Here is a 12,978-nt window from a genome sequence, read left to right on the forward strand (position 1 = left end):
AAAGGCCTCGTCTCCATGCAACATCCTCCCGCTTATTGATACAGAGCCGAGGCCCGTGCGCGCAGTTTGCACAGGCTGACCAGAAGTTCCAGCGTCGGGGCCTCGACTCCCGCCAGCCGCGCCAGCGCCAGCGGTGCGTCGAACATGCCGTCGACCTCCATCGGCCGTCCGAGTTCAAGGTCCTGCAGGATGCTGGGCTTGTGTTCCATCGATTTGTGGTTGGCGACCCGCTGGGCGTGATTCACGGCCGGATCGGCGCCCAGCGCCTGCGCGATCGCGGCCGCTTCCTGCATCATCCGCAACGCGGCGGCTTCGGCAGCCGGTTCCGTATAGATGAACTTGGGCGCCGTGCCGGTCAGCACGGCCAGCGTCCCGCCGGCAAGATTGCTGATCAGCTTGTTCCAGATCTCGGTGCGGATGGCCGGCGTCGCCTCGCCGCTGATGCCGCCGGCGGTGATCAGGCCGGCCAGCGTCTTGACCCGGTCGGACAGCGTGCCATCCGGTTCGCCCAGGATGATGCGGCTCTTCGGCTGCTCCACCTCGACCACGCCCGGCGCGACCACGGCGCTGGCGGAGTAGACCACGCCGCCGATCGTCCGACCGGGCCCCAGCGCGGTACGCATGACGTCGCCGGGATCGACGCGGGGGAGCGACCGGCCATCCAGCGGACCGCCCAGGTGGTTGCAATACCACCAAGGAATGCCGTTCATCACGAAGGCGACGGACGTGTCGGCTTTCAGCAGCGGGGCGATCGATGCCGCCACCTGCGGCAGCGCCGGGGCCTTCACGGTGACGAACACAGCGTCCTGCGGCCCCAGTTCCGCAGGATTGGCGGTGGCCCTGACCGGGACCGTGAACGTGCCGTCCACGGCATGCACGGTCAGGCCCTTCGCCTGGATCGCCGTCAGATGCGGGCCGCGCGCGATGACCGACACGTCCGCACCACCCCGATGCAGGCGGACGGCCAGATGGCCGCCGATCGCGCCGGCGCCGTAGACACAGAGTTTCATCCTTCCCTCCCGTTGGGGACGGCCACCGCCGTCGGCGTGACTCGCGCTCGACCCGATCGGGCACTAGTCTCCGCCCGTCCGTTACGGAAGGAGCATACAGCATGAGCAAGATTATCCGAACCGAACCCGGGGCGATCCTGTCGAAGGCGGTCGAGTATCACGGTTTCGTCTATCTGCCTGGGATCACGGCGAAGGATACCAGCAAGGACATCAAAGGCCAGACGGCCGAGGTCCTGGCGCAGATCGACGCCATGCTCGAACACCACGGCACCGACAAGACGCGCCTGCTTCAGGCGGTGATCTGGGTGAAGAACATCAAGGATCGCGGCGCGATGAACGAGGTCTGGACACCGTGGCTGCCGAAGGACGGCGCGCCGGTCCGCGCCTGCGTGCAGGCCGAGATGGCGGCGCCGGACATCCTGGTGGAGATCATGGTCACCGCCTGCAAATAGCGGTTCGGACAGGGAAGGCGGGTTCGGACCCGCCTTTCCGCTTACGCCCCGCCGTCCAGACCCAGCATGAGGTCCACGATGCCAACCACGGCGGCCAGCGGGACAGAGACCCAGTCGGGACGGTTGGCGATCTCGTACATCACCTCGTAGGCGGCCTTGTCGACGACGAACAGGTCGACCGTGTTCGGCACGGCCTCGACCGAGGCGACCCGATCGGCATCCCTGTACGCCTGCCTGTATCCCATCAGGAACGACCCGGACGCATCGGCGCGGAAACTGGTGCCCAGCTTGGCGACATCCGCCTCCGTGATGACGGCACCGGCCTGGGACCGTTGCGTCGCCACGGCGCCCGCGTAGTCGAACGAGCGCAGCACCCCCGCCACGTCCCGCGCCGGATGGCTTTTCGCCCTGCGCTGCGCCAGCGGCGCCGCCGGCTCTCCCTCGAAATCCAGGATCGAGAGTTCGCCATTGGCGACCAGCACCTGGCCCAGATGCAGATCGCCATGGATCCGCGTCATGATCGCCCCCTTCAACTCGCCGGCGATCGTCCACACGCGAGAGGCGAAGGCCTCGCGGGCCGCGGTCAGATGGTCCAGCGCGTTCTGAAACGACTGGTGGGGCATGCCCGCCAGCGCCGCGATCATCGCGTCGTAGCGGCCGATGACGCGCTCTGCGACGGCCTCGGCCTGGGCGTCGGAGGTCAGTTCCGGCGCGAAGGCCGGCTGGTCCGTCGCATCGGCGAGCGCCAGGTGCATTTCCGCGACCCGGCGCCCGAGAAGCTGGGCGAAGGCTTCGTATTCCTCGAAGTCCTGCTCGTTGCCGCGTCGTTCGGTGGTGTCGGTCGCAAGGCTGGACAGGCGGCGATCGAGGAACTCCAGCGTCCAGGTCCAGGCATCGCCCTGGTTGCGCACGAATTCCTGCGCGATGGCAAAGGTCTGGTGCTGCCTGTCCGGCCTTGTGCGATACGCCTCTCCGTACAGCTTGGGCGTACCGACGAAGCCGTGGTCCGACAGGTAGCGCCCCATCTCGACTTCCGGGTTGATGCCCGTCGCCACCCTGCGAAGAAGTTTCAGGACGATCTGGTCGTCGACGATGGCGGTCGAATTGGACTGTTCCAGGGACGGCCACCGCACCGCCGGCGGCGCGCCCACCTGCACCGTGTCCAAGGCGGGCGTCGGGTCGAAATGGAGCGTGCCGGACTGGCCGTCGACGACCCGACGGGCGACCGTGCATTCCAGGAGCCATTGGATGAACTCGGGGATCAGGAACGCGTCCGTCAGCAACCCGACTTTCGCGCCGCGCCGCACGCGGGCAATCGCGGAGTCAAGCTGCAAGGCCGTCGCGTCGCCGGTGTCCCAGACGACACCCAGCGGCACTTGCCAGGAAGCGGACTCCCCGTTGGATTCGGCGACGGTTTCGATTTCCGTCAGCACGAAGTCGCCCGAACCGGCGATGTCCATCGCGGTGATCCGGACGCCTGACAGACGGGCCCCTTTCATCCCGAACCAGCGGCGGCCGTTGAGCCAGCCATGCAGCACCGCCTTCTCGAAATTGCGCTGCTCGCTTTGGATCGCCTCGACCAGGCTGCGTTTCATGACCAGCGTCAGCATCTCCGGCAGGACCGGTGCCGCCGGCGCCGCTGTCTCCTCCCCGCGGGCGAGGTTGAACCAGTAGAAGCCCCGGCCCGGCAGCGACAGGGCATAGGGAAAGCGGGTTATGGCCGGAAACCGCGTCGCCCCGTGAAGCTCGACCGGGACCGCGCCGGCGAACTCGGACAGGTCCAGCTCAACCGCCTGCGGCGTGCGGGAGAGATTGGCGATGCACAGGATGGCGGTTTCGTCGTCTTCGCGGAGATAGGTCAGGACCTTGCGGTTCTCGGGATACAGCAGGCGCAGCCGGCCGCGGCCGAAGACCGGATAGCGCTTGCGGATCGCGATCACCTGCCGCATCCACATCAGGACCGAATATTGGTCGGCCGCCTGGCTTTCCACGTTGACGGAGTGGTAGGCGTAAAGCGGGTCGACCACGAGCGGCAGGACCAGTTGCGACGGATCGGGGACGCGGGAGAACCCGCCGTTGCGGTCGGGCGACCATTGCATCGGGGTTCGGACACCGTTCCGGTCGCCGAGATGGATATAGTCGCCCATCCCGATCTCGTCGCCGTAATAGATGACCGGCGTGCCGATGACGGACAGCAACAGGTAGTTCATCAATTCGATACGGCGCCGGTCCCGTTCCATCAGCGGGGTCAGTCGCCGCCGGATTCCCAGGTTGATCCGCGCACGCTTGTCCGCGGCATAGGTTTCCCAGAGGAAATCGCGTTCCGATTCCGTGACCATTTCCAGCGTCAGCTCGTCATGGTTCCGCAGGAACGTCGCCCATTGGCAGTTTTCCGGGATGTCCGGGGTCTGGCGCAGGATATCGGTGATCGGAAAGCGGTCTTCCTGCGCGATCGCCATGTACATCCGTGGCATCAGGGGGAAATGGAACGCCATGTGGCATTCGTCGCCCTCTCCGAAATACTCCTTGGTGTCTTCCGGCCACTGGTTCGCCTCGGCCAGCAGCATCCGTCCCGGATAATGCTGGTCCAGCTCGCGACGGATGCGGCGCAGGATAGAGTGCGTCTCCGGCAGGTTCTCGTTGTTCGTGCCGTCGCGTTCGGCCAGGTAGGGGACGGCATCGAGGCGCAGCCCGTCGATGCCAAGCTCCAGCCAGTAGCGCAGGACCGAGGTCATTTCCTTGACGACGCGAGGATTGTCGAAGTTCAGGTCCGGTTGGTGACGATAGAAACGATGCCAGTAAAATGCCTTGGCCGTATCGTCCCAGGTCCAGTTTGATTTCTCGCTGTCAACGAAAATGATTCGCGTGTTCGCGTATTTCGTGTCGGTGTCCGACCAGACGTAGAAGTCCCGGTACAGCGATCCGGGCCTGGCCTCTCGCGCGCGCTGGAACCACGGGTGCTGGTCGGAGGTGTGGTTCAGCACCAGCTCCGTGATCACCCGGATGCCGCGCTTGTGCGCGGCGGCGATGAACTGCTTGACGTCGGCCAGCGTACCGTAATCGGGGTGGACGCCCCGATAATCGGCGATGTCGTACCCGTCATCCAGCCGCGGGGACGGATAGAACGGCAGCAGCCAGATCGCGCTGGCGCCCAGGTCCGCGATATAGTCCAGCTTGGACGTCAATCCGGGAAAATCCCCGATCCCGTCGTTGTTCGAATCGAAATAGGACTTGACGTGCACCTGGTAGATGACGGCGTCCTGGTACCAGCGTCCGTCGTCCGATGTCAGGATTTCCGCGTTGGGGGTCACCTGGCCTCGGGGATGCGACAAGATTTTCATGCTGACACCTGCCAGATCCTGAACGGGGCGCGTCCGGGTTCGAAATCCATGGCCTCGCTCATGCCCGACCAGGTCGTGCGCGCGCCGGTCCACAGGTCGTGCGCCGTGACCGTCTGGACATCGCCCGGCATCAATGGCCACAACGGCAACCGCAATCGAACCGCGGCACTGGCCCCCGGCCGCAGGTTCACCGCCATCAGCACCATGCCGGCACCCGACGGATCGCGTTTTCCATAGGCCAGGACATCGGGATGGGAGGTCTCGAAAAACGCCAAGCCGTTATAGGCTTGCAGTGCGGGATACAGGCGGCGCAGGCGGTTCAGTCGGGTGATTTCCGCGACGATGTTTCCATCCTGCGTGAAATCCCGGGGCCGAATCTCGTATTTCTCCGAATCCAGGTACTCTTCCCGCCCCGGCAGGGGGGCGGACTCGCAGATCTCGAACCCCGAATACATCCCCCAGCTTCCCGCCAGGGTCGTGGCCAGGAACGCACGGACCAGGAAGCCCTGGCGGCCGTTCTGCTGCAGGTAATAGGGGTTGATATCCGGCGTGTTGACGAAGAAATTCGGCCGGTATGCCATTTCCTTGGCAACCAGTTCCTGCATGAACGCGGTCAACTCGTCCTTGGTGTTCCGCCAGGTGAAATACGTATAGGACTGGGAGAAGCCAACTTCCGCCAGGCTGTACATGACCTTCGGACGCGTGAACGCCTCGGCCAGGAAGATCGTCTCGGGATATGGGCCTTGCAGCGACTCGATCAGCCATTTCCAGAAGGGGATCGGCTTGGTGTGCGGATTGTCGACCCGGAAGATCCGCACGCCATGTTCGATCCAGAACAGGAACACGTCCCGGATCGCCTGCCAGACGGCAGGGAACGCGGCCTCGCCGTAGAATTCCGGATTGACGATATCCTGGTATTTCTTGGGCGGGTTCTCGGCATAGCGGATCGACCCGTCCGGTCTCTTTTGAAACCACTCGACCCGCTGCCGGACCCACGGATGGTCCGGCGCGCACTGCGCCGCGAAGTCCAGCGCGATCTCCAACCCGTTATGCCGAGCGGCCGCGACGAGATCGTCGAATTCGTCGATGGTGCCGAGGTCGGGGTGGATCGCATCGTGCCCTCCCTCCTCGCCGCCGATCGCATAGGGACTCCCCAAATCGCCCGGTTCGGCCGTCAAGCTGTTGTTTCGCCCCTTACGATTGACCCGCCCGATCGGATGGATGGGCGGAAAATACAGGACGTCGAATCCCATGTCGCGGATGGCAGGCAGTTGCTCGATAACCGACCGGAACGTCCCCGAACGGTTCGGGTCTTGGGTGATCGAGCGCGGGAACAGCTCATACCAGCTCCCGAACTCCGCTCGGACACGCTCCACGCGGACCAGGGTGACGTGGGTGCGGACGGCGAAAGGGCGCCGGCCGTGCGAGCGGATCACCTGGGACAGGTCGTGGGACAGCAGGTCGGGCAGCGCCGGGGATCGCCATGCCTCCAGGCGCCCGTTGGTGTCCCGGTCCGCCTCCTCGATCGCCAGGCGGCCTTCGACCAGCTCCAGCGAGACATCAAGGCCTGCCTCGTGCTTGGCCTCGACGCCGTGCGCGAAGCTGGCCCAGCTATCCGGCCAGGCTTCGATCGCGAACTGGAACAGGCCGACGCGGTCGGGGCGGAACCGAGCGACCCAGCGGTCGTTCTCGATCAGTGCCATCGGTTCGCGCTGCCACGATGCTTCGTCTTCAGCTCGCCACAGCAGGTCGGCGGCGATCCTGCCGTGCCCTTCCGCGAAGATGTCCGCCGTGACCTCCACGGGCCGGCCGACAATGGCCTTCACCGCGCAAGTCCGGTTCGCCGCTGCGGGCTGGACGGCCTCGATCACAATCCGAGGGCTTGGCACCCCGTCGAACTGCGCAACAGGCGCCCTCCGTACGACGGGCGCCTTCGCCTGACGGCAGCGGACGACCCGGACATCGCCGGGCTGGACGACCGGATCATCGTCCTCGATGACCAGTGACGCGTCCGCGATCGTTGAAAGGTCAAGCCGACGCGGCGCCTCGTCCGTATTCGCCGCGACCAGGACGATCTCGTCGGCCTCGCGGATGATCCGCCGGTCCGATCGCAGGAGCGTCAGCAACCGGTCATCCGGGCTGCCAACCATGCGGGTAAAGCCCGGCGACGGCAGCATCCTGCCAAGCGCCGTGGCCTCTCGGATAGGATGGGCCAGGCCCTGCCCCAGGACTATCCCGTCCCCGTTGCGCTCCGCCGCCAGCGTCACGAATAGCCCCGCGCCCACCGCTGCCGCGAACCGGGAGGACATGAGGGCCCGGGGCATGACCAGGACCTCGCCCATCCCCGCCAGCGCGGCCAGTTCCAGGAACCACGCCGCGCGCCCGCGCGGGGCTTCGTCGCTGATGCAGGCGAAGTCGAATCCGACCGGCGCGAAGGCGCCGGCTGCCGATGGCGGCAACCGTGGCGTCCAGGCCAGCAGCGTGCTGTCCGGCAGCGCCTCCCGCACCCCTTGCCAGAACGCCGCCGACCCGGCGGCCAGGTCGAGGCATCGAAAGCCCTGCGCCCCGGACGCGGCCAACGCCGATAGCTGGACGTCCCACGCCGCGCCGCTTCGGCCCCGGACCGCCATCCGCCGGGGATCACGTCCCGTCGGCCGGACTTCCGGGGAAAAATCCACCAGAACCGAGACGTTCGCCCGTCCGGCGGCCTCGGCGACTTCGGCGACCGCCGCGCCGGCGCCTACGCAGACATGGCTGAACCCCAGGTCCCTCACCTGCCGAAGGACCTGGTCCCATTCCCACGACGCCCACCCGACATCCGGCTGAACACGGCAGATGTTCACACGTTGTTTCGCCGGCCAGCTCCGAAACCCGGACTTCTCGGCCGTCACTACGCTCGGTCGGTTCATGACCAAAAAACAGCGGCGGCCTGTCTCGGTTCCCTCGCGTACCGAAGAACAGTCCGGTGAGCCTGCGGCTATTGGGCGCAAGCGGCCTCAATCGCCGAATTCAGCGCCTTCACGCCCGCGGCCGGGCCGTCGGGATGGTTCCAGACACAACCGACCACGGCCAGGAAATCAGCGCCGGCGCGGACCAGCGGCGCGCAGTTCTCCGGCGTGATCCCGCCGATCGCACAACACGGCAGCTCCATCATCTCCGACCACCAGGCCAGGATGTCCGGATCCAGCAGGGCCGTCACCTGCTTGGTGGTGGAGGGATAGAACGCCCCGAACGCGACATAGTCCGCCCCGTCCTCCCCGGCGCGCAGCGCCAGGTCCCGGCTGCCCTTGCAGGTCACGCCCAGCGTCAGGTCCGGACCCAGCAGCGTGCGGGCGGCGGCGGCCGGCATGTCGTCCTGCCCCACATGCACGCCGTCGCAACCGGTGCCGACGACCAGGTCCGCCCGGTCGTTCAGCAGGAACGCCACGCCGCGCGACTGGGCGACAGGCCGCAGCACGTCGATCGCCCGCCGCCACGTCGCATCGTCCACGTCCTTGAGCCGAAGCTGCACCGCCGCGACGTCGTCGCCGTCCAGCGCCGCGGCCAGCCTGTCGGCGAACGGCACCGGGTCCAGCGCCGGCGGCGTGATCAGGTAGACCCGGCAACCCGGGCTGTCGGGACCGTCCACCATCAGACGTCGATGTTGGAGACACGCATGGCTGGCCGTCCCGTCCCTCAAGCTGCGCGAAATGCCTTGCGTCGCTGTTACCGCAGGTCGGCGGCCCTTGTCACCCGCAGGGTCATCCAGGATTTCCGCACACCCGGGCGCAATCGGGGCGGCTGGACTTGACAGCCGCGAGGCGGCGGTCTGGCATCCGTGTTACGAAGGGAGATTTCGTCCGTGCCCCTTTTATCCATGCATTCCCCCATCGGGGACCTCACGCTGTTCGAGGAGTCGGGAACGATCGTCGCCCTCGACTGGGGCTGGGTGCCGGATCAGTCGGCGACGCCCCTGCTGCGTCGGGCGGGCGAACAACTCGACGCCTATTTCGACGGCAGGCTAAGGCAGTTCGACCTGCCCCTGGCGCCGCGTGGAACGCCCTATCAGACCGCCGTCTGGCGGGCACTGTGCGAGATCCCGTTCGGGGAGATCTGTTCCTATCGCACGATCGCCGCCAAGGCCGGCGGAAGTCCCCGGTCCGTCGGTCAGGCAAACGGGCGCAATCCGATCCCGATCATCATTCCCTGCCATCGCGTCGTTGCCGAAGGCCATCTTGGCGGCTATTCCGGCGGCGACGGACTTTCGACCAAGAGATGGCTGCTGGCATTGGAAAACCCCCAGCGGCCCCTCTTCGAACCAGACAACGAGACCGGAGAAGCGGCATGACGAAGGCCATTCGCATCCATTCCACTGGTGGCCCGGAGGTCATGGTGTGGGAAGACATCCCGACCCCCGAACCCGGCCCGACCGAGGCACTGATCAAGCACGAAGCGATCGGCCTTAATTTCATAGACATCTATTTTCGGACCGGTCTCTACAAAGCGCCGGGCATGCCGCTGATCATCGGCCAGGAAGGCGCGGGCACCGTCGTCGCCTGCGGCGCGGCGGTGACCAATGTGAAGCCGGGCGACCGGGTCGCCTATGCCGGGCCCCTGGGCGGCTATACGACGGAGCGGGTGATCGCCGCCGACCGACTGGTGAAACTGCCGGACACGATCGACTTCAAGACCGGCGCGGCAATGATGCTGCAAGGCATGACCGCACAATACCTGCTGCGCCGCACCCACAGGGTCCAGGCAGGCGAAACGATCGTCGTTCACGCCGCCGCCGGCGGGGTCGGGCTGATCATGTGCCAGTGGGCCAAGCATCTGGGCTGCACGGTGATCGGCGTCGTTTCCAACGAAGAGAAAGCCGCCTTGGCGAAGGCGAACGGCGCCGCGCATACCGTCATCGGGCACACCAACCTGGCCGCCGAGGTCAAGCGCATCACCGGCGGCGCCATGGTTCCCGTCGTCTACGACAGCGTCGGCAAGGATTCGTTCGATGCCAGCATCGATTCGCTCGCCCCGCTGGGACTGATGGTCAGCTACGGCAACGCGTCCGGACCGGTGCCGCCGCTGGAACTCAGCCTGCTGGCGGCCAAGGGGAGCCTGTTCATCACCCGCCCGACCCTGGCCACCTACACCGCGAAGCGGGACGACCTGGTGAATGTCGCCGATGACCTGTTCAACGTCGTCTCCAGCGGCGCGGTCAAGATACGGGTCAACCAGACCTTCGCTCTGAAGGACGCCGGCGCCGCGCACACCGCGCTGGAAAGCCGGCAGACCACGGGCAGCACGGTCCTGCTGCCCTGACGATATCCCCTGCGGGAATGCCGCCGCGGGCGGCGGGTCGGTCCGGGAAACACCTCTCACAACGGTAATGAGGGCCGATCAATCCCTTGTGGACGGAGCGCCGCTTCCTGAGGCAGCATAGTGACTGGCAACGTGTGAACACGGCTTACATCGCGATGGTCCAGGAACCGTCGCGCCAAGGGTGATAGAAATATGAAAGTCCGTCTCGGACAGTGGCGTTACACTTTGTTGATCGCTACGGCGTTCGCGTCCGGCCTGGTGATCGGGGGAACCGGTCACTGGCCCCTGCATCAAGCGTTCGCTGACGACAGCGGTAACACCGACATCTATCAGGAACTGAAGATTTTTGGCGACGTGCTGCAGCGGGTGCGCGCCGAATATGTCGATCCCGTCAACGACAAGGAGCTGATCGAGAACGCGATCAACGGTATGCTGACCGGCCTGGATGCGCACAGCTCCTTCATGAACGCCAAGGCGTTCAAGGACATGCAGATCCAGACCCGAGGCGAATTCGGCGGCCTGGGGATCGAAGTCAACGAGGACAAAGGGCTGATCAAGGTCGTCTCGCCGATCGACGACACGCCGGCGGCTCGGGCCGGCATCAAGCCGGGCGACATCATCACGGCCCTGGACGGCAAGAGCGTCATCGGCATGTCGCTGAACGACGCGGTCGACCGGATGCGCGGTCCGCCGAACTCCAAGATCGCCCTGACCATCAAGCGCCAGGGCGTCGACAAGCCGATCGACGTCACGCTGACCCGCGAAGTCATCCATATCCAGGTCGTCAAGTCGCGAATGGAGCCTGATGGCATCGGCTATGTCCGCCTGACCCAGTTCACCGAACAATCTGACGCCGGCATCAAGGCAGCGGTGAAGAAGCTGGAGCAGGCGAATGGCGGCAAGCTGACCGGGCTGATCCTGGACCTGCGCAACAACCCGGGCGGATTGCTGGACCAGGCGGTCGCCGTCTCCTCGGACTTCATTCCCGAAGGGGAGATCGTGTCCACCCGCGCTCGGCATCCCGAGGACAGCCAGCGCTGGGATGCCCGCGGGCACGATATCCTGGACGGGGCGCCGCTGGTGGTGTTGATCAATGCCGGTTCCGCCTCGGCTTCTGAGATCGTGTCAGGCGCGCTGCAGGACCATCACCGCGCGGTGCTGCTGGGGACGAGGAGCTTCGGCAAGGGGTCGGTGCAGACCGTCATCCCGCTGCCGGGCAATACCGCGATGCGGCTGACGACGGCCCGCTATTACACGCCGTCCGGACGGTCGATCCAGGGCCTGGGGATCACGCCGGACGTGCTGGTGCGCGAAACCCGTGACGCCCCCGCCAATTTCGGCGGGGAGCGGGAAGCGGATTACAGCAACGCGCTGGCCAATGAGGGCGGAACCAACCCAACACATATCCCACCGCGTACCGACCTGCCCCCCGCGCTGAAGCAGTTGCCCGACAAACCGCCCGAAGGCTTCCCGGCATTCGATCTGACGAAGCCGGATACCACCGACTTCCAACTGATCGAGGCCAGGGAGGCGATCAAAATCCTGGCGTCGAAGAAGACTGTGTCCCAGGAGTAGGGCTGGGCATAGCGCCTGTACCATCACGGCGGTGCATGCCTCATGAGCTTTGAGTAAGGGGCAGCACCAGCGTCGATCCCCCGTCCTGGCGGGCGAAAACCCGGCATCCACCCCGTCCGCCGTCGGCAGGCCGTGGACAAGCGGCCCCCTGGCACTCGGACAGATGGACGCTGGCGGCTCCCGATCATCCGCCCTGCGTCAGGGGCCGGCCGTCGGGGCGGTCGATGGCAAGGTCATTCAACGCAGATCCCGGACGATGCATGCAGATTCGCCCTGATCCGACCGCGTGCGCGCAGGTTCGACAGGAAAAAGCCAACCGAGCGTGCCCAGTCTTCCGTCTCAGCCTCGGGGGCAGCGCATCCCCGTTCTCCTCTCAGAACAGTGTGGCTAGTTTCCGTGTCTCATTCCAGGGGGGCACTCCAAGGGCCTTCCCCCCGGCATCTGTGTTCATCTGTGTTCATCTGTGCCCATCTGTGTCAAAAACCTTCCTCTCCACCAGCACGACAGCCAGGCCGGAGACCCCAACAACCAACCCGGAACAACCCGCACCCGGCCCAACGCCGCTTGCCAACGCCGCTTGATGGCGAACTTCCCCAAAGGAATATCTTGCTAAGATAGCAAAAATACCTATAATGCCCGGAACACCTCCGGACCCACCCCCATGCGCATCACCGAACTCCCCGCCGCCCTCCTGCGGACCGTCCTCCGCCACCTCGCCGTCCTCCTGCTGGAAGGCGCCAACGGCAATCACCAGGAAGCGTGGGAAGCCGCCGAGGCGCTGATCCTCGGCCATTGTCCCCGGACCGAGGCCGAACTTCACCTCATCTACCGGATCCTCGCCTTCAACCTCCAGGCCGGCGAAGCGCTCGCCCAGGCCGTCCAGCCGGACATGCCGCTGAACCGTGTGCTGCGCCTGCGCAGCGGCGCCGTCGCCCTGGCGCGCGAGGTCGCCAAGGCCGAGCGGCGGCTGGAACAACTGCGGGCGGCAGCCGAACCGGGCCAACTGACGCAACGCCAGCCGGAACACCGCCAGCCGGAACACCGCCAGCCGGCGCAGCGTCAGCCGGAGCAGCCCCAGCCGGAGCAGCGTCAGCCCCAGCCCCAGTCCCAGCCGGAGCCGATGCCCGAACCCGCGCCCTCGGTCGAAAAAGTCGGTGCCCTGATCGAAGAAAACCGCACCGTCTCGGCCTATGCCAAGGCGTTTGGGATCAGCTTCACCGAAGCGCTGCGCCGCCGGGCCCGCGACAAGCGCGTCGCAGAGCGGGAGCGCAAGAAGGTCGCCCAGGCCATCGCAGCCAGCGGCAC

At 66.0% G+C, this 12,978-nt stretch carries 8 protein-coding genes and 1 pseudogene; 5 read left to right on the forward strand and 4 right to left on the reverse strand.

The window, feature by feature from the left end:
* Positions 1-32: 32 nt before the first annotated feature.
* Positions 33-1,010 (reverse strand): ketopantoate reductase family protein, encoded by a 978-nt coding sequence (locus tag VHB27_RS23595; RefSeq protein ID WP_325605233.1) that lies wholly within the window; start codon positions 1,008-1,010, stop codon positions 33-35.
* Between the two features lie 101 nt (positions 1,011-1,111).
* On the opposite strand from VHB27_RS23595, the gene VHB27_RS23600 reads away from it, so the two are divergent.
* Positions 1,112-1,462, forward strand: a complete 351-nt coding sequence (locus tag VHB27_RS23600) for a RidA family protein (RefSeq protein WP_325605235.1) — start codon at positions 1,112-1,114, stop codon at positions 1,460-1,462.
* Between the two features lie 41 nt (positions 1,463-1,503).
* Here the strand turns inward: VHB27_RS23600 and treS are convergent, their stop codons facing one another.
* The 3 genes from treS to thiE form a co-directional block, all read right to left on the reverse strand.
* Positions 1,504-4,803, reverse strand: coding sequence for a maltose alpha-D-glucosyltransferase (treS, locus tag VHB27_RS23605; protein ID WP_325605238.1), 3,300 nt, complete (start codon positions 4,801-4,803; stop codon positions 1,504-1,506).
* Complete coding sequence (locus VHB27_RS23610) at positions 4,800-7,646, reverse strand: alpha-1,4-glucan--maltose-1-phosphate maltosyltransferase (protein WP_325605240.1); 2,847 nt, start codon at positions 7,644-7,646, stop codon at positions 4,800-4,802. Before VHB27_RS23610 ends, treS begins: the two co-directional genes overlap by 4 nt.
* 134 nt (positions 7,647-7,780) lie before the next feature.
* A complete protein-coding gene (gene thiE / locus VHB27_RS23615) occupies positions 7,781-8,434 on the reverse strand; it encodes a thiamine phosphate synthase (RefSeq protein ID WP_325605242.1) in 654 nt (217 codons plus the stop codon).
* 210 nt (positions 8,435-8,644) lie between these two features.
* Here thiE and VHB27_RS23620 point away from each other — a divergent pair, with 210 nt between their 5' ends.
* The 4 genes and pseudogenes from VHB27_RS23620 to VHB27_RS23635 all read left to right on the forward strand — a co-directional run.
* Positions 8,645-9,130 carry a methylated-DNA--[protein]-cysteine S-methyltransferase gene (locus tag VHB27_RS23620; protein ID WP_325605244.1) on the forward strand — a complete coding sequence of 162 codons (486 nt, stop codon included), beginning with the start codon at positions 8,645-8,647 and terminating at the stop codon, positions 9,128-9,130.
* Complete coding sequence (locus VHB27_RS23625; RefSeq protein ID WP_325605245.1) at positions 9,127-10,098, forward strand: quinone oxidoreductase family protein; 972 nt, start codon at positions 9,127-9,129, stop codon at positions 10,096-10,098. Before VHB27_RS23620 ends, VHB27_RS23625 begins: the two co-directional genes overlap by 4 nt.
* A 192-nt stretch (positions 10,099-10,290) precedes the next feature.
* Positions 10,291-11,673 (forward strand): S41 family peptidase, encoded by a 1,383-nt coding sequence (locus tag VHB27_RS23630; protein ID WP_325605247.1) that lies wholly within the window; start codon positions 10,291-10,293, stop codon positions 11,671-11,673.
* Positions 11,674-12,334: 661 nt separating this feature from the next.
* Positions 12,335-12,978: pseudogene (locus VHB27_RS23635) on the forward strand (hypothetical protein); the annotation flags it as partial.

Origin of the sequence: Rhodopila sp. (assembly GCF_035548235.1) — a bacterium.
Classification (GTDB): Bacteria; Pseudomonadota; Alphaproteobacteria; order Acetobacterales; family Acetobacteraceae; genus Rhodopila.

Excerpts from the sequence above, each read along its gene's own strand:
- VHB27_RS23595 (WP_325605233.1), bottom strand. The coding sequence starts at position 1,010 with ATGAAACTCTGTGTCTACGGCGCCGGCGCGATCGGCGGCCATCTGGCC.
- VHB27_RS23600 (WP_325605235.1), top strand. The coding sequence starts at position 1,112 with ATGAGCAAGATTATCCGAACCGAACCCGGGGCGATCCTGTCGAAGGCG.
- treS (WP_325605238.1), bottom strand. The coding sequence starts at position 4,803 with ATGAAAATCTTGTCGCATCCCCGAGGCCAGGTGACCCCCAACGCGGAA.
- thiE (WP_325605242.1), bottom strand. The coding sequence starts at position 8,434 with ATGGTGGACGGTCCCGACAGCCCGGGTTGCCGGGTCTACCTGATCACG.
- VHB27_RS23625 (WP_325605245.1), top strand. The coding sequence starts at position 9,127 with ATGACGAAGGCCATTCGCATCCATTCCACTGGTGGCCCGGAGGTCATG.
- VHB27_RS23630 (WP_325605247.1), top strand. The coding sequence starts at position 10,291 with ATGAAAGTCCGTCTCGGACAGTGGCGTTACACTTTGTTGATCGCTACG.